The organism is Citrobacter sp. CK180 (assembly GCF_030333655.1).
Lineage (GTDB): Bacteria > Pseudomonadota > Gammaproteobacteria > Enterobacterales > Enterobacteriaceae > Citrobacter_B > Citrobacter_B koseri.
Genome location: NZ_JAOWFM010000054.1, coordinates 293,631 through 313,068, shown reverse-complemented (window position 1 = coordinate 313,068; position 19,438 = coordinate 293,631). Strand labels below are relative to the sequence as shown.

The following is a 19,438-nucleotide window of genomic DNA, read 5'->3' as shown; positions in this document are numbered from 1 at the left end:
GCGCAGCGCCATCAGGCAGGGGGGCGTTTAGATAACGTCGATTTCGGCGACGGAAGGATAAATCCAGCTTGGTCTGAACGGCATGTCGTCGATATCGTTGAGCGTTGAGACGCCAGAGAGCACCAGAATGGTTTCCAGACCGGCCTGGAATCCCGCCAGAATATCGGTGCGCAGATTGTCGCCGACGATAACGGTCTCTTCCGAGTGCGCCTGCATTTTGTTTAATGCGGCGCGGATAATCCACGGGCTGGGTTTACCGACGTAAAAAGGCTTACGACCAGAGATTTTTTCAATACCTGCACAGAGCGCGCCGCAGGCCGGATAGAAACCACGACCGTGGGTATCGGGGTTGGTGGCGATGAAACGGGCGCCGTTGGCGACGAAGAAGGCCGCCTTATGCATCATGTCCCAGTTATAGGAACGGGTCTCACCGACAATTACAAAATCGGGATTGACGTCGGTAATGGTAAAACCTGCTTTATACAATTCGTGAATTAGTGCGCCTTCACCGACCACATAGGCTTTCTTGCCTTCCTGACGACGCAGAAAATCGGCGGTGGCCATCGCGGAAGTATAAAAAACGCTGTCCGGTACGTTAACCCCTGCGGTAGCAAAGCGGTTCGCCAGATCCTGGCCGGTCTGTGAAGGGTAATTGGTCAGCAGCACCAGCGGCAGACCTTTTTCCATTACATCCGTCAGAAATTCTGCCGCACCGGGTACGGCAACATTGTCGTGCATCAGCACGCCGTCAATATCACAAATTACATTCTTGATGGTCATGAACTACCCAAAGGATTTAGTCATAATGCGCCACTATAAAAGCTCATTAATTTTCCAGCAAATGTTGCAACAAAATGCCGTTGAGCATGGCGCGTTTCACCAGCGCAAATGCGCCGATGGCGGAGCGGTGATCCAGCGTGGAACGGACAACCGGCAAATTTTTGCGAAACGCTTTCAGCGCCTGTGTGTTGATGCAGCTTTCAATCGCCGGCAGCAGCACTTTATCCGCTTCGGTAATTTCACCGGCAATCACGATTTTTTGCGGATTAAACAGGTTGATAGCGATAGCGATGGTTTTGCCCAGATGACGACCAACGTGTTCAATCACCTCTGCCGCTAAGCTGTCACCTTTATTAGCTGCCTTGCAGATGGTTTTAATCGTGCAGTCGTCCAGCGTAACGCGACTTTGGTAGCCCTGCTTGAGTAAGTGCTGTACGCGTTGTTCAATGGCCGCGTTGGCGGCGATGGTTTCCAGACAGCCAAAATTGCCGCAGTGACAGCGCTCGCCCAGCGGCTCGACCTGAATATGACCGATCTCCCCAACGTTGCCGTTGCGACCAATAAAAATGCGGCCATTTGAGATAATCCCGGCGCCAGTCCCCCGGTGTACGCGCACCAGAATGGAATCTTCGCAATCCTGGCTTGCACCGAAATAGTGCTCGGCCAGCGCCAGACTGCGGATATCGTGACCGACAAAACAGGTTACGTGAAAACGTTTTTCCAGCGCTTCAACTAATCCCCAGTTTTCAACCTGAATATGCGGCATATAGCGGATCACGCCGCTTTCGGGATCGACAAGACCCGGCAGGATCACGGAAATCGCGATTAACTCGCGAAGTTTACGCTGGTTACTGTCGATGAATGTGGTGATGGCATTGAGCAGGGCATGTTCCAGCGTCTCCTGAGTGCGCTCTGGCAATGGATAGTGCTCTTCAGCCAGCACTTTACTGCTCAGGTCAAACAGGGTAATGGTTGCGTCATGACGACCCAAACGCACGCCAATGGCATGGAAATTACGGGTTTCGGTAACGATGGAGATGGCGCGGCGGCCCCCGGTGGAGGCCTGCTGATCAACTTCTTTGATCAGCCCGCGTTCAATGAGTTGACGCGTAATTTTGGTTACGCTGGCGGGAGCAAGCTGGCTTTGCTCGGCAATCTGAATACGCGAGATTGGCCCGTGCTGGTCAATCAGGCGGTAAACGGCCGCGCTGTTAAGCTGTTTTACGAGATCAACATTACCTATTTGAGCTTGTCCGCCTGGTGTCATACTTTCTCTTACTCAGTAACGACCTCGTTACCATTAACGATGGTCTTGATGATTTTAAAGTCGTGGGTGAAGGCGGTCAGGTTCGCAACTTTACCCGGCGCGAGGCTGCCGAGCTGCTTATCGACGCCAATCGCGCGCGCAGGGTAGAGCGTCGCCATACGCAGCACTTCATCCAGCGCAATACCGCAATGTTCAACCAGATTACGCACGCCTTCGATCATGGTTAATGATGATCCGCTCAGCGTACCGTTCTCATCCACACACAGTCCATTACGGTAGTATATTGTTTTACCAGCAAAAATGAACTGTTCAATGTTTGCACCCGCCGGGGCGGTTGCATCGGTCACCAGGCAAAGTTTGTCACCTTTCAGACGTTTAGCGTTACGAATGTTGACGTAATCAACATGCAGACCATCCGCGATGATGCCGCAATAAATATCGGCATCGTCAAGAATGGCGCCCGCCAGACCCGGTTCACGGCCCGTAATATACGGCATCGCGTTGAACAGGTGGGTGGCAAAGGTGATCCCTGCGCGGAAACCGGCTTTCGCCTCTTTTAACGTCGCGTTGGAGTGACCGGCTGAAACCACAATGCCCGCCGCCGTCAGTTTGGCGATCACTTCCGCCGGCACCATTTCCGGCGCCAGCGTGACTTTGGTGATCACATCGGCATTATCGCACAGGAAGTCCACCAGCGCAGCGTCAGGTTGGCGGACAAAACTCGGATTATGGGTGCCTTTTTTGACCAGGTTCAGCCACGGACCTTCAAGATGAAGACCTAATGCCTGATTCGGGTATTTCGCCAGGTATTCACGCATGACGCGAATGCCCTGTTTCATCAGATCGTCGCTGGTGGTAATCAGCGTCGGCAGATAGCTGGTGCAGCCTGATTTCTCATTGGCTTTCTGCATGATTTCCAGCGTTTCGACAGTCACCGCGTCAGCGGTATCGTTGAACTGGACGCCGCCGCAGCCGTTTAATTGCACATCAATAAAACCGGGGGAGAGAATGGCCCCATTCAACGCGCGTTGTTCTATCTCTGGCGGCAGTTCCGCCGCTGGACAGATGCGATCAATCAGGCCATTGGCGACAACAATCGCATGGTCATCAAGAATTTCGTGACCGGTAAAAATCCGGCCCTGGGTTAAAGCATACATTCCGACCCCCGATTTCAAAAAATGCCGCCCTGCGTCTGCGTACAGGGCGGAGATAACATTACAGACCTTTAATATTTTCGGCTTCTAACTCGTTGAAATATTTCAGTGTCTTAACTTTCAGTTCCATAGTGGAAGGTTCGTCGCACACCACGACCGCTTTCGGATGCAGTTGCAGACAGCTAATGGTCCACATGTGGTTGACGTTGCCTTCGACAGCCGCCTGTAGCGCCTGCGCTTTCTGATGGCCCAGCACCAGAATCATCACTTCTTCTGCGTCCAGCAGCGTACCCACGCCTACGGTCAGCGCATATTTCGGCACCTGATTGACGTCGCCGTCAAAGAAGCGGGAGTTTGCCACGCGGGTGTCATGGGTCAGCGTTTTGATACGCGTACGGGAAGCCAGGGAAGAAGCCGGTTCGTTAAACGCGATATGGCCGTCGTTACCTACGCCGCCCATAAACAGGTGAATTTTACCGTAAGAACGGATTTTTTCTTCATAATTACGGCATTCCGCATCGATATCCGGCGCGTTACCGTTGAGCAGGTTAATATTTTCTGCCGGAATATCAACGTGATCGAAGAAATTGCGGTGCATGAAGCTGTGGTAGCTTTCCGGGTGTTCTTTCGGAAGGCCAACATATTCGTCCATGTTGAATGTCACCACATGCTTAAAGCTGACCTGGCCCGCTTTGTGCATTTCGACTAATGCTTTATACGCCGTCAGCGGCGTGCCGCCGGTCGGCAGACCCAGGACAAACGGGCGATCGGCGGTAGGTTTGAAGGCGTTAATACGGTTAACGATATGGCGAGCAGCCCATTTGCCGACCTGTTCTGCGGACGTCAGGGGGATCAGTCTCATTCTTCACCTCAAAAGTAAAAGTAATAAATTGGCGGATTGAGCATCTGTACGTTAGTAAGCGTAACCTGGATTCGTATGGACAGGCGCTAATCCGTGTTGATTTTTTGAATGATAAAATAAGTTTTCGCAGTTAGCCAGTATAAGGGAGGGTGAATAACGATATTTGGTGATTCAAATCACAAAAAACACGCGTTTAATTTGCGATACGAATTAATTTTTCACACACTCTGAGCGTAGATGAATAATTCATACCGTTGTTGCCAAACATCACGCTTTAACGATTTGTCGCACAATAAAAAAATGGCTTCCAGAAGCCTAATCGGGGTCTCGTAGGGGGAATAAGATGAATATTTTAGGTTTTTTCCAGCGACTGGGTAGGGCGTTACAGCTCCCTATCGCAGTGCTGCCAGTGGCGGCACTGTTGCTGCGATTCGGTCAACCAGATTTACTGAATGTCGCCTTTATCGCGCAGGCGGGCGGGGCGATCTTCGATAACCTCGCACTGATCTTCGCCATCGGTGTGGCATCCAGCTGGTCTAAGGACAGCGCGGGTGCAGCAGCGCTGGCGGGTGCGGTCGGGTACTTCGTCCTGACCAAAGCGATGGTGACGATTAACCCGGAAATCAACATGGGTGTCCTGGCGGGTATCATTACCGGTCTGGTGGGCGGCGCCGTTTATAACCGTTGGTCCGGTATCAAACTTCCTGATTTCCTGAGCTTCTTTGGCGGCAAACGTTTTGTGCCGATCGCCACGGGCTTCTTCTGTCTGGTGCTGGCGGCGATTTTCGGTTACGTCTGGCCTCCGGTTCAGCACGCTATTCATGCGGGCGGTGAATGGATCGTCGGCGCGGGCGCGCTGGGTTCCGGTATCTTCGGTTTTATCAACCGTCTGTTGATCCCGACAGGTCTGCATCAGGTGCTGAACACCATCGCCTGGTTCCAGATTGGCGAGTTCACTAACACGGCAGGTACGGTATTCCACGGCGACATCAACCGCTTCTACGCGGGTGACGGCACGGCGGGGATGTTCATGTCCGGCTTCTTCCCGATCATGATGTTCGGTCTGCCGGGTGCGGCGCTGGCGATGTACTTCGCTGCGCCGAAAGCGCGTCGTCCAATGGTTGGCGGTATGCTGCTGTCCGTTGCGATCACCGCGTTCCTGACCGGTGTTACTGAGCCGCTGGAATTCCTGTTCATGTTCCTGGCGCCGTTGCTGTACCTCCTGCACGCAGTATTGACCGGTATCAGCCTGTTCATCGCGACGCTGCTGGGTATTCATGCGGGCTTCTCCTTCTCCGCAGGCGCAATTGACTACGTGTTGATGTATAGCCTGCCTGCGGCCAGCAAAAACGTCTGGATGCTGCTGGTGATGGGCGCGGTCTTCTTCGTCATCTACTTCCTGCTGTTCAGCGCGGTAATTCGCGTGTTCAACCTGAAAACGCCAGGTCGTGAAGATAAAGACGACGATATCGTGACTGACGAAGCGAACAGCAACACTGAAGAAGGTATGACCCAACTGGCGACCAACTACATTGCTGCGGTTGGCGGTACGGATAACCTGAAAGCGATCGATGCCTGCATCACCCGTCTGCGCCTGACCGTTGCCGACGCGGCTCGCGTGAGCGATGCGATGTGTAAACGTCTTGGTGCGTCCGGCGTGGTGAAACTGAACAAACAGACCATCCAGGTTATCGTCGGCGCGAAAGCGGAATCTATCGGCGACGAAATGAAGAAAGTGGTGGCGCGTGGCCCGGTTGCGGCAGCGTCTGCTGACAGTGCGCCAGTGACTGCGGCACCGGCGGCAAAACCGCAGGCGGTTCCTAATGCGGTGACCATCGCGACGCTGGTGTCTCCGATCACGGGTGACGTGGTTGCGCTGGAACAGGTTCCTGACGAAGCGTTCGCCAGCAAAGCGGTTGGCGACGGCGTGGCGGTGAAACCAACGGATAAAACCGTTGTTTCCCCGGCGGCAGGCACCATTGTGAAAATCTTCAACACCAATCATGCGTTCTGCCTGGAAACCGAAAAAGGCGCGGAAATCGTTGTCCACATGGGGATCGATACCGTTGCGCTGAACGGTCAGGGCTTCAAACGCCTGGTGGAAGAGGGTGCCGAAGTGGTTGCCGGTCAGCCGATCCTGGAAATGGATCTGGAGTTCCTGAACGCCAATGCGCGCTCGATGATTAGCCCGGTGGTTTGCAGCAACATCGACGACTTCAGCGGTCTGGTGATTAAAGCTGAAGGTCAGGTGGTTGCGGGTCAAACGCCACTGTATGAGATTAAAGGCAAATAATCGCTCCTGAGTAGAGTTTGTGCCTGAGCGGCGGGGGGAAACCTCCGCCGCTTTTTTTGCAGCCTGTAGGCTGGATAAGGTATAGCTGCTATCCGGCAAATGCGCCTGATGGCGCTGCGCTTATCAGGCCTACGGTTCGACACAGTTTGTAGGCTGGATAAGGTATAGCTGCTATCCGGCAAATGCGCCTGATGGCGCTGCGCTTATCAGGCCTACGGTTCGACACAGTTTGTAGGCCGAATAAGGCGTAGCCGTCATCCGGCAAAGCGCCGTCGCTTTTTTTACAGCAATCAGCCCCCATATTTTCTTCAAAGCCACTTTTTAAGTAACTAAAGGTTGTCAGTCTGTCCGGCTTATAAGATCATATGCCGTTATACGTTGTTTACGCTTTGAGGAATCCACGATGAGTGAGGCTGAAGCCCGCCCGACTAACTTTATTCGTCAGATCATCGATGAAGATCTGGCCAGTGGTAAGCACACCACAATCCACACCCGTTTTCCGCCGGAGCCGAATGGCTATCTGCACATCGGCCACGCGAAATCCATCTGTCTGAACTTTGGCATCGCGCAAGATTATCAGGGCCTGTGCAACCTGCGTTTCGATGATACCAACCCGGTAAAAGAAGATATCGAGTACGTTGATTCGATCAAAAACGACGTCGAGTGGTTAGGTTTTCACTGGGCTGGCAACGTTTGCTACTCCTCAGATTACTTCGATCAACTGCATGCGTATGCGGTTGAGCTGATCACCAAAGGTCTGGCGTACGTCGATGAGCTGACGCCGGATCAGATCCGCGAATATCGCGGTACGCTGAAAGAGCCGGGGAAAAACAGCCCGTTCCGCGATCGCAGCGTGGAAGAGAACCTGGCGCTGTTTGAAAAAATGCGTACCGGTGGTTTTGAAGAAGGTAAAGCGTGCCTGCGCGCCAAAATTGATATGGCGTCGCCGTTTATCGTGATGCGCGATCCGGTGCTGTACCGCATTAAATTTGCCGAACACCACCAGACCGGCAACAAGTGGTGCATCTACCCGATGTACGACTTTACCCACTGCATCAGCGATGCGCTGGAAGGCATTACGCACTCTCTGTGTACGCTGGAATTCCAGGACAACCGTCGTCTGTACGACTGGGTGCTGGACAACATCACCATCCCGGTTCACCCGCGTCAGTACGAATTCTCGCGCCTGAATCTGGAATATACCGTGATGTCCAAGCGTAAGCTGAACCTGCTGGTGACGGACAAACACGTTGAAGGCTGGGACGATCCGCGTATGCCGACCATTTCTGGCCTGCGTCGTCGTGGCTATACCGCGGCCTCCATCCGTGAATTCTGCAAACGCATCGGCGTTACCAAGCAGGACAACACCATTGAGATGGCGTCGCTGGAGTCCTGCATTCGTGAAGATCTGAATGAAAACGCACCGCGCGCGATGGCGGTTATCGATCCGGTGAAACTGGTTATCGAAAACTACCCGCAGGGCGAAAGCGAAATGGTCACCATGCCGAACCATCCGAACAAACCGGAAATGGGCAGCCGTGAAGTACCGTTTAGCGGTGAAATCTGGATCGATCGTGCTGACTTCCGCGAAGAAGCGAACAAGCAGTACAAGCGTCTGGTGATGGGGAAAGAAGTGCGTCTGCGTAACGCCTATGTGGTGAAAGCTGAGCGCGTGGAGAAGGATGCGGAAGGCAATATCACCACCATCTTCTGTACCTATGATGCGGACACCCTGAGCAAAGATCCGGCCGATGGTCGTAAAGTGAAGGGCGTCATTCACTGGGTAAGCGCGGCACACGCGCTGCCGGTTGAAATTCGTCTGTACGATCGTCTGTTCAGCGTGCCGAACCCGGGGGCCGCAGAGGACTTCCTGTCCGTGATCAACCCTGAATCGCTGGTGATTAAGCAGGGTTACGCGGAACCGTCGTTGCAGAACGCCGTAGCGGGTAAAGCGTATCAGTTTGAGCGTGAAGGCTACTTCTGCCTGGACAGCCGCTACACAACGGCGGATAAACGCGTATTTAACCGTACCGTAGGTCTGCGCGATACGTGGGCTAAAGCGGGCGAGTAAAGCCACCGCATCACATCACCTTCCAACGCCGCATTTTGCGGCGTTTTTTATCCTTTCCATTTTGTCATCCCGCTCTCTGTTTGCAGAGCGAATTAATGCCGCCAGGAAAATAATTTCGCAACAAAATAGTTTTGGCATAGTGAATTTATGGAATGAATATCATTTCATGTGAAACCGATTTCATGTGCATGGAAAACAAGACAATTTTAACTTTTGTTCATCTTTTTTAGCACCTGATGAAAATGTAACATAAAGCAATGAAATATGTGCGGTTGCTCATACTCTTACATTCTCGTTACAGAAAGAGATTGATAATTCGCGTCGCGAAAAATAGTCTATTCACTGTAGTCTGCGAGGTTTTTCTCAACGCTACTTTTACATTTTTATTTTTCGCTGTCCGCTTTTGTTCGGCAGCATTTTATACGTCAAAGAGGATTAACACATGCGTACGTTTAGTGGCAAACGTAGTACGCTGGCGCTGGCTATCGCCGGTATCACAGCAATGTCAGGTTTGGTCGTCGTTCCACAGGCTCAGGCTGAAGGCTTTATTGACGATTCCACGTTAACAGGCGGCATCTATTACTGGCAGCGTGAGCGTGACCGTAAAGATGTCACCGACGATGACAAATATAAAACCAACCTTTCACACGCGACCTGGAACGCCAATCTGGATTTCCAGTCTGGTTATGCGGCTGATATGTTCGGTCTGGATATCGCGGCATTTACCGCGATAGAAATGGCGGAAAACGGCGACAGCGGACACCCCAACGAAATCGCCTTCTCGAAAAAGAATAAAGGTTACGATGAAGATTATTCTGGCGATAAGAGCGGGATCAGCCTTTATAAAGCCGCGGCAAAATTTAAGTACGGGCCAACCTGGGCGCGTGCGGGGTATATCCAGCCGACCGGTCAGACGCTGTTAGCGCCGCACTGGAGCTTTATGCCGGGTACTTATCAGGGCGCGGAAGCCGGAGCGAATTTTGACTACGGTGATGCGGGCGCGCTGAGTTTCTCCTATATGTGGGCCAACCAATATAAAGCGCCGTGGCACACCGATGTTGATAAATTCTATCAGGCCGATAAAAAGACCAAAGTGGATTACCTCCACTCTATCGGCGCTAAATACGATTTCAAAAATGACCTCGTGCTGGAAGCGGCATTTGGTCAGTCAGAAGGGTATGTCGACCAGTATTTTGCCAAAGCCAGCTACAAATTTGATTTGGGCGGCAACCCGTTCACCACCAGCTATCAGTTCTATGGTGCGCGCGACAAAGTTGATGATCGCAGCGTAAACGATATTTATGACGGCACCGCCTGGTTGCAGGCGCTGACTTTCGGTTACAAAGTGGCCGAAGTCGTCGATTTGCGCCTGGAAGGGACCTGGGTTAAGGCGGACGGTCAACAAGGTTACTTCCTGCAACGTATGACGCCAACTTACGCATCCTCAAACGGTCGTCTGGATATCTGGTGGGATAACCGCTCAGACTTTAACGCCAACGGCGAAAAAGCCGTCTTCTTCGGTGCGATGTACGATCTGAAAAACTGGAACCTGCCGGGCTGGGCAGTGGGGGCGTCATACGTTTACGCCTGGGACGCGAAGCCATCAACCTGGCAGATTACCCCGGATGCGTACTATGACAAAAACCGTACCATTGAAGAGTCTTCTTACAGCCTTGATGCGGTCTACACCCTACAGGAAGGCCGTGCCAAAGGCACTATGTTTAAACTGCACTTCACGGAATATGACAACCACTCCAACATCCCAAGCTGGGGCGGCGGTTACGGCAACATCTTCCAGGATGAACGTGACGTGAAGTTCATGGTTATCGCTCCGTTCACTATTTTCTGATGCCCGTTGCGGCAGGCGATTTGTCTGCCGCAACGTTGAGGACACTGATATGAAAAAACTGTTACTCATCGCCATGATGGCATCGGGACTGGTGGCCTGCGCGCAGCCAACCGCGCCCAAAGAAGACAGTCAGTTAAAAGAGGCGTACAGCGCCTGCATCAATACGGCGCAAGGTTCGCCAGAGAAAATCGAGGCCTGTCAGAGCGTACTGAACGTGCTGAAGAAAGATGACCAGCACAAGCAGTTTGCTACAGAAGAGAGCGTGCGCGTGCTGGATTACCAGCAGTGCATTCAGGCTACGCGTACGGGGAACGATCAGGCGGTGACCGCCGATTGCGACAAAATCTGGCAGGAAATTCGCAGTAAAAATAGCGCCAAATAAAAGCAGGGCGGGTTAATGGCGGGCGGAGAGAACTCTCCGCCCGTTTGCGTTTTTTAAGGCCGCTACCGGCTCGGAAGCATAAAAAAAGCCAACCGGTCGGTTGGCTTTTTAGCAGGTTTCACATTACTTCGCGTCGTGCGCGTGCTCGTCTTCCCGGCAATCGCCTTCAGCGCAGTGCCCGTAGAGATAGAGGCTGTGGTTCGTCAAACGAATGCCATGCTTAGCCGCAATCTCACGCTGGCGCGCTTCGATAGAGTCATCACTGAATTCGATCACTTTGCCACAATCGAGGCAAATAAGGTGATCGTGATGATGCTGTTGGGTCAGCTCAAAAACGGATTTACCGCCTTCAAAATTGTGGCGGGTTACGATACCGGCGTCATCAAACTGGTTCAGCACGCGGTACACGGTCGCCAGCCCAATCTCTTCACCCATGTCGATCAGACGTTTATATAAATCTTCCGCACTGACGTGATGGTTATCCGGTTCCTGAAGAACTTCCAGAATTTTTAAACGAGGAAGCGTTACTTTCAGGCCAGCCTTCTTTAATGCGGTATTGTTGTCAGTCATGCGGAATCTGTCCTGTTGCTAAACGATTCACTTCAAACAAAGAAGTGACAGAAATTGCACTTGAGATAATGCGTTTCATTATAGAACTGCCACGCCTAAATGAAAACTGCAAGCCTCCGGCAAATATTGTTAATAAAAACGAGGTATCGCCAACAAACACACTGTGCAATACCAGAATAACACCCGGACATTGTACAGGGTCAGGCAAGAAAGTTACAAATTTGTAGCAATTATTTTAATTGGTTTTATCTATTGATGCGACGCAGATGCTTTTCTGCGCCGCACAAAATCAGGCGTTAATGATTTCGTCGAGGTGCAGTTCGCCGGAAATCTGTTTAACCCATTTTTCAACGCGCTCTGCGGTCAGTTCAGGCTGACGGTCTTCGTCGATAGCCAGACCAACAAAGTGATCGTCGTCAGCCAGACCTTTGGACGCTTCAAAATGGTAGCCCGCCGTTGGCCAGTGGCCGACGATGGTCGCGCCGCGCGGCTCAATGATGTCGCGGATGGTGCCTAACGCGTCGCAGAAATATTCTGCGTAATCTTCCTGGTCGCCGCAGCCGAACAGCGCCACCAGTTTACCGTTAAAATCAATCTCTTCGAGAGTCGGGAAGAAGTCATCCCAGTCACATTGCGCTTCACCGTAGTACCAGGTCGGGATGCCCAGCAGCAGGATGTCGTACCCTTCCAGGTCCTCTTTGCTGCTTTTCGCAATGTCATGCACATCGGCAACGTCTTTACCAAGCTGTTTTTGAATCATTTTTGCGATATTTTCGGTATTACCGGTGTCGCTGCCGAAAAAGATGCCAGTGATTGCCATGAGTAAAATAACCTCTTGAAACTTATTGAAATGGTGGTGGCGTATTGCCCGCAGATAAGGGCAATCATAGCAGAACAGTCAGGCATGCGGAAACAGCAATCACGCGGGACTGCACTCTGTGCTACATGATTTATGATATTGAGCAGTTTTTCAGACTACGCCCTGGCCGCGCAGCGCTGCCAGTTGAGTCATCAGCATCTCTTCGATGAGTTCGCTACGGCTCATATTGCGGGATTCGGCCAGCTCGTTCAGCGCATCGACAGCCTCAGCGTTGAGTTTCAGTTCGACACGCTTAAGGCCACGTACTTTGTCGCGTTTTAGCTGGTTACGCTTATTAATGCGCAGCTGTTCATCACGCGAAAGCGGATTGGTTTTGGGTCGTCCCGGGCGACGCTCGTGTGCGAACAGATCTAATGTCGTACGGTCCGTTTGTTCTTTGGCCATGATTTTGGTGACTTCGGGGAAACAATCAGCCAGGCGTCTGCCCGGATGGATAGCGCGCCATCATACATCAGCAAGGCAGACACGCCAACGCCCGCGGACGTAATCGCGCGCGGACGCTGAGTTTTTAATCAGTTGGCCTTATCTGCCAGATAGCGACGAATGGCGCGCAGCACCGCATCGGGTTTTTCCGCGTGAACCCAGTGGCCCGCTCCGGCGATGACGTGCGCTCGCGCCTGAGGGAACTGCGCCAGCAGATCGTGACGATATGCTTCGGTCACATAAGGCGAGTTGCCGCCGGGGATAAACAACGCCGGGCGATCCCAGGCTGGAATGGTCTCCCAGCCCACAATATGTGGATACTGTTCCCACAATACCGGTACGTTAAAGCGCCATTCGCCGTCGATAAACGATTTCAGCAGAAACTGGATGACGCCTTCTTCTTGCAGATGTTGACGCATAACGGTGGCGGCCTGTTGACGGGTTTCGGCGCCCGCGTCGGTGACGGCATTGATGGCGGCGAAGATTTCATCGTGGCGGCGAACGTGGTAATCGACCGGCGCGATGTCGATCGCGACCAACTGGTCAATACGCTCCGGCGCCAGCGCGGTGAGCGCCATTACCGCTTTACCGCCCATAGAGTGGCCGATAAAGGTGGCTTTCTCAATGCCTTCGGCATCGATGGTATCCAGTAAGTCTTGCGCCATTGCCGGGTAGTCCATCACCGGATCGCGAGGGGAGAGACCGTGGTTGCGCATATCAACCTGAATGATATCGTGATCGGTCACCAGGTCGCGCGCCAGCACGCCGAGGTTGTCCAGGCTGCCAAACAAACCGTGAACGAGGACGATGGGAGAATTATTGTGCAGGTTTTGTGCAGTTTGCGCTCGGATATTCAATTTCATGGCAAAGTTCTTTTTTTCGCTCTGTCGGGTTAGGGTATTATGTTGACTATTCTGCCACAGGGCTGCAACAACTACGGTTTACTCCGAGTTTTTCCGTCAGCCAGGTTTGACGCTATCCGCTGTTGGAATTTGCCTTTACACTACGTGCAGGTAATCCCAACGACTTGTATTCAGATAAGACACCGCACTGGATTAAGATGAAAACGATTGAAGTTGATGATGAACTCTATAGCTATATTGCCAGCCACACCAAGCATATTGGCGAGAGCGCATCCGACATTTTACGGCGCATGTTGAAGTTTTCCGCCGTATCACAGCCTGTCACTCCGGCGGCGAAAGAGGTTCGCGTCGCGCAACCTGCTATCGTGGAAGCGAAGCCCGTCAACCCCGTAAAAGATAAAGTCCGCGCCATGCGTGAACTGCTGCTTTCCGACGAGTACGCGGAGCAGAAGAAAGCGGTAAACCGCTTCATGCTGGTGCTGTCTACACTCTACTCACTGGATAATCGCGCGTTTGCCGAAGCGACGGAGTCGTTGCATGGCCGTACGCGCGTCTATTTTGCGGCTGATGAACAAACGCTGCTGAAAAATGGTAATCAAACCAAACCGAAACATGTGCCCGGCACGCCGTATTGGGTGATTACCAACACCAACACCGGCCGTAAATGCAGCATGGTTGAACACATCATGCAGTCAATGCAATTCCCGGCGGAATTGATTGAGAAGGTTTGCGGAACAATTTAATCCTTGCATTAAAAGGACCAGGCAATGGCAATCCACAACCGTGCAGGTCAACCTGCGCAACAGAGTGATTTGATTAACGTCGCCCAACTGACGGCACAGTACTATGTACTGAAACCCGAAGCAGGGAATGCAGAGCACGCCGTGAAGTTCGGTACGTCCGGGCATCGCGGTAGCGCAGGTCGTCATAGTTTTAACGAGCCGCACATCCTGGCAATCGCCCAGGCGATTGCGGAAGAGCGTGCAAAAAACGGTATCACTGGTCCTTGTTATGTGGGCAAAGATACCCACGCGCTGTCTGAACCGGCATTTATCTCTGTACTGGAAGTGCTGGCGGCGAACGGTGTTGATGTCATCGTGCAGGAAAACAATGGCTTCACGCCAACGCCTGCCGTTTCCAACGCTATCCTGGTTCACAATAAAAAAGGCGGCCCGCTGGCTGATGGCATCGTGATCACGCCATCTCACAATCCACCGGAAGACGGCGGAATTAAGTACAACCCGCCAAACGGCGGCCCGGCGGATACCAACGTCACCAAAGTGGTGGAAGACAGGGCCAACGCGCTGTTGGCTGACGGTCTGAAGGGCGTGAAGCGTATCTCTCTGGATGCGGCGATGGCCTCAGGCCACGTTAAAGAGCAGGATCTGGTGCAGCCGTTCGTTGAAGGGCTGGCGGATATCGTCGATATGGCGGCGATTCAGAAAGCGGGCCTGACGCTGGGCGTCGATCCGCTGGGCGGTTCCGGTATCGAATACTGGAAGCGTATTGCTAAGCACTACAACCTGAACCTGACTATCGTTAACGATCACGTTGATCAGACGTTCCGCTTTATGCATCTCGACAAAGACGGCGCAATCCGTATGGACTGTTCCTCCGAGTGCGCGATGGCGGGTCTGCTGGCGCTGCGTGATAAGTTCGATCTGGCGTTCGCCAACGACCCGGACTATGACCGCCACGGCATCGTGACTCCGGCAGGGCTGATGAACCCGAACCACTATCTGGCGGTAGCGATCAACTATCTGTTCCAGCACCGCCCGCAGTGGGGCAAAGAGGTGGCGGTCGGTAAAACGCTGGTTTCCTCTGCGATGATCGACCGCGTGGTGAACGATTTGGGGCGTAAACTGGTGGAAGTGCCGGTCGGCTTTAAATGGTTCGTTGACGGTCTGTTCGACGGCAGCTTCGGCTTCGGCGGCGAAGAGAGCGCCGGGGCGTCTTTCCTGCGTTTCGACGGCACGCCGTGGTCTACCGATAAAGACGGCATCATCATGTGCCTGCTGGCGGCGGAAATCACGGCCGTCACCGGGAAAAACCCGCAGGAGCACTACAACGAGCTGGCGGCTCGCTTTGGCGCGCCGAGCTATAACCGTTTGCAGGCAAGCGCAACGTCTGCGCAGAAAGCCGCATTGTCTAAGCTCTCTCCAGAAATGGTGAGCGCCAGCACGCTGGCGGGCGATCCGATCACCGCGCGTCTGACGGCGGCGCCGGGTAACGGCGCGTCGATTGGCGGCCTGAAAGTGATGACCGACAATGGCTGGTTTGCCGCGCGGCCTTCTGGCACGGAAGACGCTTATAAGATTTATTGCGAAAGCTTCCTCGGCGAGGAACACCGCAAGCAGATCGAAAAAGAAGCGGTTGAGATTGTCAGCGAAGTGCTGAAAAACGCGTAAGTGCGGTTTGTGTGCCGGGCGGTACTGCGTTTGCCCGGCTACAACAACGATCGTAGGCCCGGTAAGCGTTAGCGCCACCGGGCTTTTTTTTTAGCCGTGTTTGTTTTTCAGCTCAAAGCGCGGCGATACCAGTCCATACAGCGTCCAGCCGAGGAAGGTCACGATGGAGCCGTACAGCATCGCTTCTTCACCGGATGAATACAGCGCGTAGAAGCTGTACAGTGCGCCGATGAATGCCACGAAGTTCGCCGTTTTGGCTTTTGACGACGGAACATTTGCCACTTTCTGAATGATCACCAGCGCGGCCATCGACAGAATGTACGGGATAATGTTTGTTACCACCGCCAGGTTAACCAGCACGTTGAACTGGCTGTTCAGCGATGGGCTGATGGTCATCAGCGATAATCCGCTCTGGATAATCACGATGGTCAGCATCCCCTGAACCGGCGCATCCACTTTCGTTACGCGAGAGAAGATTTTCGGGAAATATCCTTCATCCGCCGAGGATTTGAAAACCTGGGCGATAGTGAACTGCCAGCCCAGCAGCGAACCGCAGCAGGACATCACCATCAACGCCATGATCACTTTACCGACTTCCGGGGTAAACATCTGTGCGAACGCCAGACCGAACGGCGCGGTGGAGTTGGCCAGATCCATGTTCGGTACGATCCCGGCAATCACGTTGGTGGAGATGATGTAAATCACCGCCGCGCCCAGCGTACCGCCTAATACCGCAATCGGTACGTTACGCTCCGGGTTTTCCACCACTTCGGCGTTGGCGCAGGCAGATTCCAGACCGAGGAAGGCCCACAGCGTCATCGCAATAGAAGAACCGACGGCGGTGAAGAACGGTACGTGATGCGGGTTCCAGGAGTTGGCGTACAGCGTCGGGCTAAACCAGAACCAGCCGATGATGCACAGACCGACAACCGGAATAATCACGCCCCAGACGGTGATACTGCTGATTTGCCCGGTAATGCGCGCGCCGCCGAAGTTGGCGACGGTGCACAGCCACAGCACGCCGATGGTCGCCAGACCGATCTGCACCGGTGACAGCGTGGCGCCGAATAACTCGGTGCCGTAGCCGACGGCGGAGATGGCGATAGCGACGTTGGCAATCAGCAGCGAAACGCCATAGGTGTAGTTCGCCATAAAGTTGCCGGATTTACCAAAGGCATACTCCGCGTAGCCGCCCATGCCGCCGGATTTACGGCTGAACATCCCGCATTTGGCGAAAGCCCATGCCAGCGCCATTGAACCAACGGCAGTCACCAGCCACGAGATGATCGAGATGGTGCCGACCTCCGCAAGTTTGGTGGGCAGCATGATAATCCCGGAGCCCATCATATTGACCATTGTCAGGATGGTGAGCTGAACGACGCCCATTTTATTGGATTTGGCTTTACTCATAATTTTTCCCCTTTCAGCAGGGTGTTCTGTGCTTCGCGCGTTTTAATGACGTAGCACCACACCTGTTTACGGCCGTCGTGTTCTTCGATGTAAACGCCCTGTAGTTCAGGCGCAAAGCCCGGCAGCAGGTTGATCCCTTCTTCCAGCGCGCTGAAATAACGCAGCACCGCACCGCCCCAGATTTCACCCGGAACAACGCACAAAACCCCTGGCGGATACGGAAGCGCGCCTTCTGCCGCGATCCGTCCTTCCGCGTCCGGCAGGCGAACCAGTTCGACTTCACCGCGCAGATAGGCGTAGTTGGCGTCCTGCGGATTCATGCTGACGCGTGGGAAATGGGATTTACGGAACATCTCTTTTTGCAGCTGTTTCACGTTATGGCGTGCGTACAGATCGTGCATCTCCTGGCACAGCTGACGCAGGGTGTAGCCGGCATAACGCGCTTCATGCTGCTTATAAATTGACGGCAGAACGTCAGCCAGCGGCGCATCGGCTTCCAGCAGTTTCTCAAAGCGCACCAGCAGGGCGACGAGTTGCTGCAATTTCGCCATGTCTTCCGCTGGCGTCAGCAGGAACAGGATCGAGTTGAGATCGCATTTTTCCGGCACCACGCCGTTTTCACGCAGGAAGTTGGCAAGGATGGTCGCCGGAACGCCAAAGGTGTCGTATTCGCCGTTGCGCGCATTGATGCCCGGCGTCGTGAGCAGCAGTTTGCACGGATCAACAAAGTACTGGTGTTCGGCGTAGCCTTCGAAGGCATGCCAGTGTTCGCCCGGCACAAAGTGGAAGAAGCGCAGGTCGTTTGCGATCTCCGCCGTGGGGTAAGACTGCCACGGTTTGCCGTCGATCAGTTCCGGCACGAACGGACGGATGTGATGGCAGTTATCAAGGATCAGCTTACGAGCATTGATGCCATTCGCCACGCAGTCCATCCACATGTTACGGCCACCGACGCCTTCGTGCATTTTGGCGTTGATGTCCAGGGCGGCGAACAGCGGGTAGAACGGGCTGGTGGAGGCGTGCATCATGAACGCGTTATTCATACGTTTATGCGGCACATAGCGAGACTGACCTTTGATATGGCTGTCTTTCTTGTGGATCTGCGAGGTCTGGGAGAAACCGGCCTGCTGTTTGTGAACAGACTGCGTGACCAGGATACCTGGATCGTTCTCGTTCAGATCCAGCAGCAACGGCGAGCAATCGGCCATCATCGGAATAAACTGCTCGTAGCCGACCCATGCGGAGTCAAACAGGATGTAGTCGCACAGATGACCAATCTTATCCACCACCTGACGGGCGTTATAGATGGTGCCGTCGTAGGTGCCTAACTGGATCACCGCCAGGCGGAACGGGCGGGCGTCTTGCGCGCGTTGCGGCGCCACTTCGCTGACCAGTTCACGCAGATAGCCTTCTTCAAAGCAGTGGGCGTCGATCCCGCCGATGAAGCCGTACGGGTTGCGCGCGGTTTCCAGATAAACCGGCGTCGCGCCCGCCTGCAACAGCGCGCCGTGGTGGTTCGATTTGTGGTTATTACGATCGAACAGCACCAGATCGCCTGGGGTCAGCAGCGCGTTAAGTACCACTTTGTTTGACGATGAGGTGCCGTTCAGCACAAAGTAGGTTTTATCGGCGTTGAACACTTTCGCGGCGTGTTGTTGCGCGATGCACGGCGCGCCTTCATGGATAAGCAGATCGCCCATCGCCACGTCGGCATTACACAAATCAGAGCGGAAAAGCGTTTCGCCAAAGTACTCAACGAACTGGTTCCCTGCGGGGTGACGGCGGAAGAATTCACCGCCCTGATGCCCCGGACAGTCAAATGCGCTGTTGCCCTGGTTTACGTAGTCCACCAGCGCCCGGAAGAACGGCGGGCGCAGTTGCGTTTCATAGTGGCTGGCAGCGGTCTCCAGTTGGCGGCCATAGAAGGCGTTACGGGCTTCATTATGTTCGAATACGCCCGAGATCCGCGGCAGATATTCCGCCGGAACGCGCTCTTCATTTTGTGTCGCGATAAACACGGGAATACCGTAGCCCGTCGCATCAATCTCATCGAGTTTACCTCGTTCAATATCATTGATGGATAACACGATAGCGGCAACATCAATGAAATTACTTTCATCAACATTAACGATACTGCGCTGTGTAGAAAAACAATCAGGGCAGGAACGACTGACGGCAATTTTTAATTCAGACATTTTCATCTCTTTATTTTCAGGTAATAGCAGG

Annotated in this window: 16 protein-coding genes; 6 read left to right on the top strand and 10 right to left on the bottom strand. The window is 53.5% G+C overall.

Going from position 1 to position 19,438, the window contains the following annotated elements:
* Positions 1 to 27: 27 nt before the first annotated feature.
* From nagD to nagB, 4 genes are read right to left on the bottom strand one after another with little or no spacing between them, the layout of a single operon-like run.
* Positions 28 to 780 (bottom strand): ribonucleotide monophosphatase NagD, encoded by a 753-nt coding sequence (nagD, locus tag OGV50_RS18225; protein WP_012133329.1) that lies wholly within the window; start codon positions 778 to 780, stop codon positions 28 to 30.
* 46 nt (positions 781 to 826) lie between these two features.
* Entirely contained in the window at positions 827 to 2,047 is a 1,221-nt protein-coding gene (nagC, locus tag OGV50_RS18220; RefSeq protein ID WP_058668765.1) for a DNA-binding transcriptional regulator NagC, read from the bottom strand.
* 8 nt (positions 2,048 to 2,055) lie between these two features.
* Positions 2,056 to 3,204 (bottom strand): N-acetylglucosamine-6-phosphate deacetylase, encoded by a 1,149-nt coding sequence (gene nagA, locus OGV50_RS18215; protein WP_200023808.1) that lies wholly within the window; start codon positions 3,202 to 3,204, stop codon positions 2,056 to 2,058.
* A 58-nt stretch (positions 3,205 to 3,262) separates the two neighbouring features.
* The gene (nagB, locus tag OGV50_RS18210; RefSeq protein WP_012133326.1) at positions 3,263 to 4,063 is read right to left on the bottom strand and encodes a glucosamine-6-phosphate deaminase; all 801 of its coding nucleotides are present in this window, start codon (positions 4,061 to 4,063) and stop codon (positions 3,263 to 3,265) included.
* Between the two features lie 343 nt (positions 4,064 to 4,406).
* Between nagB and nagE the strand changes: the two genes are divergently transcribed.
* The 4 genes from nagE to chiQ all read left to right on the top strand — a co-directional run bounded on the left by nagE (position 4,407) and on the right by chiQ (position 10,658).
* A complete protein-coding gene (nagE, locus tag OGV50_RS18205) occupies positions 4,407 to 6,356 on the top strand; it encodes a PTS N-acetyl glucosamine transporter subunit IIABC (protein ID WP_134769628.1) in 1,950 nt (649 codons plus the stop codon).
* Positions 6,357 to 6,759: 403 nt separating this feature from the next.
* On the top strand, positions 6,760 to 8,427 hold the full coding sequence (gene glnS / locus OGV50_RS18200) for a glutamine--tRNA ligase (RefSeq protein ID WP_012133322.1): 1,668 nt from the start codon (positions 6,760 to 6,762) through the stop codon (positions 8,425 to 8,427).
* Positions 8,428 to 8,869: 442 nt separating this feature from the next.
* Positions 8,870 to 10,276, top strand: a complete 1,407-nt coding sequence (gene chiP, locus OGV50_RS18195; protein WP_012133319.1) for a chitoporin ChiP — start codon at positions 8,870 to 8,872, stop codon at positions 10,274 to 10,276.
* A 49-nt stretch (positions 10,277 to 10,325) separates the two neighbouring features.
* Positions 10,326 to 10,658 (top strand): ChiQ/YbfN family lipoprotein, encoded by a 333-nt coding sequence (chiQ, locus tag OGV50_RS18190; protein WP_047458156.1) that lies wholly within the window; start codon positions 10,326 to 10,328, stop codon positions 10,656 to 10,658.
* 123 nt (positions 10,659 to 10,781) lie between these two features.
* Here chiQ and fur read toward each other — a convergent pair whose 3' ends face one another.
* From fur to ybfF, 4 genes are all read right to left on the bottom strand, one after another.
* On the bottom strand, positions 10,782 to 11,228 hold the full coding sequence (gene fur / locus OGV50_RS18185) for a ferric iron uptake transcriptional regulator (RefSeq protein WP_007373881.1): 447 nt from the start codon (positions 11,226 to 11,228) through the stop codon (positions 10,782 to 10,784).
* Positions 11,229 to 11,517: 289 nt separating this feature from the next.
* Entirely contained in the window at positions 11,518 to 12,048 is a 531-nt protein-coding gene (gene fldA / locus OGV50_RS18180; protein ID WP_047458152.1) for a flavodoxin FldA, read from the bottom strand.
* A gap of 150 nt (positions 12,049 to 12,198) precedes the next feature.
* The gene (gene ybfE, locus OGV50_RS18175; protein ID WP_012133315.1) at positions 12,199 to 12,492 is read right to left on the bottom strand and encodes a LexA regulated protein; all 294 of its coding nucleotides are present in this window, start codon (positions 12,490 to 12,492) and stop codon (positions 12,199 to 12,201) included.
* A 128-nt stretch (positions 12,493 to 12,620) separates the two neighbouring features.
* On the bottom strand, positions 12,621 to 13,394 hold the full coding sequence (gene ybfF, locus OGV50_RS18170) for an esterase (RefSeq protein ID WP_049009846.1): 774 nt from the start codon (positions 13,392 to 13,394) through the stop codon (positions 12,621 to 12,623).
* Between the two features lie 197 nt (positions 13,395 to 13,591).
* Between ybfF and seqA the strand changes: the two genes are divergently transcribed.
* Positions 13,592 to 14,137, top strand: a complete 546-nt coding sequence (gene seqA, locus OGV50_RS18165; RefSeq protein ID WP_047458147.1) for a replication initiation negative regulator SeqA — start codon at positions 13,592 to 13,594, stop codon at positions 14,135 to 14,137.
* 24 nt (positions 14,138 to 14,161) lie between these two features.
* Positions 14,162 to 15,802: a phosphoglucomutase (alpha-D-glucose-1,6-bisphosphate-dependent) gene (gene pgm, locus OGV50_RS18160; RefSeq protein ID WP_012133312.1), complete on the top strand. Its 1,641-nt coding sequence runs from the start codon at positions 14,162 to 14,164 to the stop codon at positions 15,800 to 15,802.
* Between the two features lie 90 nt (positions 15,803 to 15,892).
* Here the strand turns inward: pgm and potE are convergent, their stop codons facing one another.
* Together potE and speF are read right to left on the bottom strand one after the other, a co-directional pair.
* On the bottom strand, positions 15,893 to 17,212 hold the full coding sequence (gene potE / locus OGV50_RS18155) for a putrescine-ornithine antiporter (RefSeq protein WP_012133311.1): 1,320 nt from the start codon (positions 17,210 to 17,212) through the stop codon (positions 15,893 to 15,895).
* Complete coding sequence (gene speF / locus OGV50_RS18150) at positions 17,209 to 19,407, bottom strand: ornithine decarboxylase SpeF (RefSeq protein WP_286488691.1); 2,199 nt, start codon at positions 19,405 to 19,407, stop codon at positions 17,209 to 17,211. Before speF ends, potE begins: the two co-directional genes overlap by 4 nt.
* Positions 19,408 to 19,438: the final 31 nt, after the last annotated feature.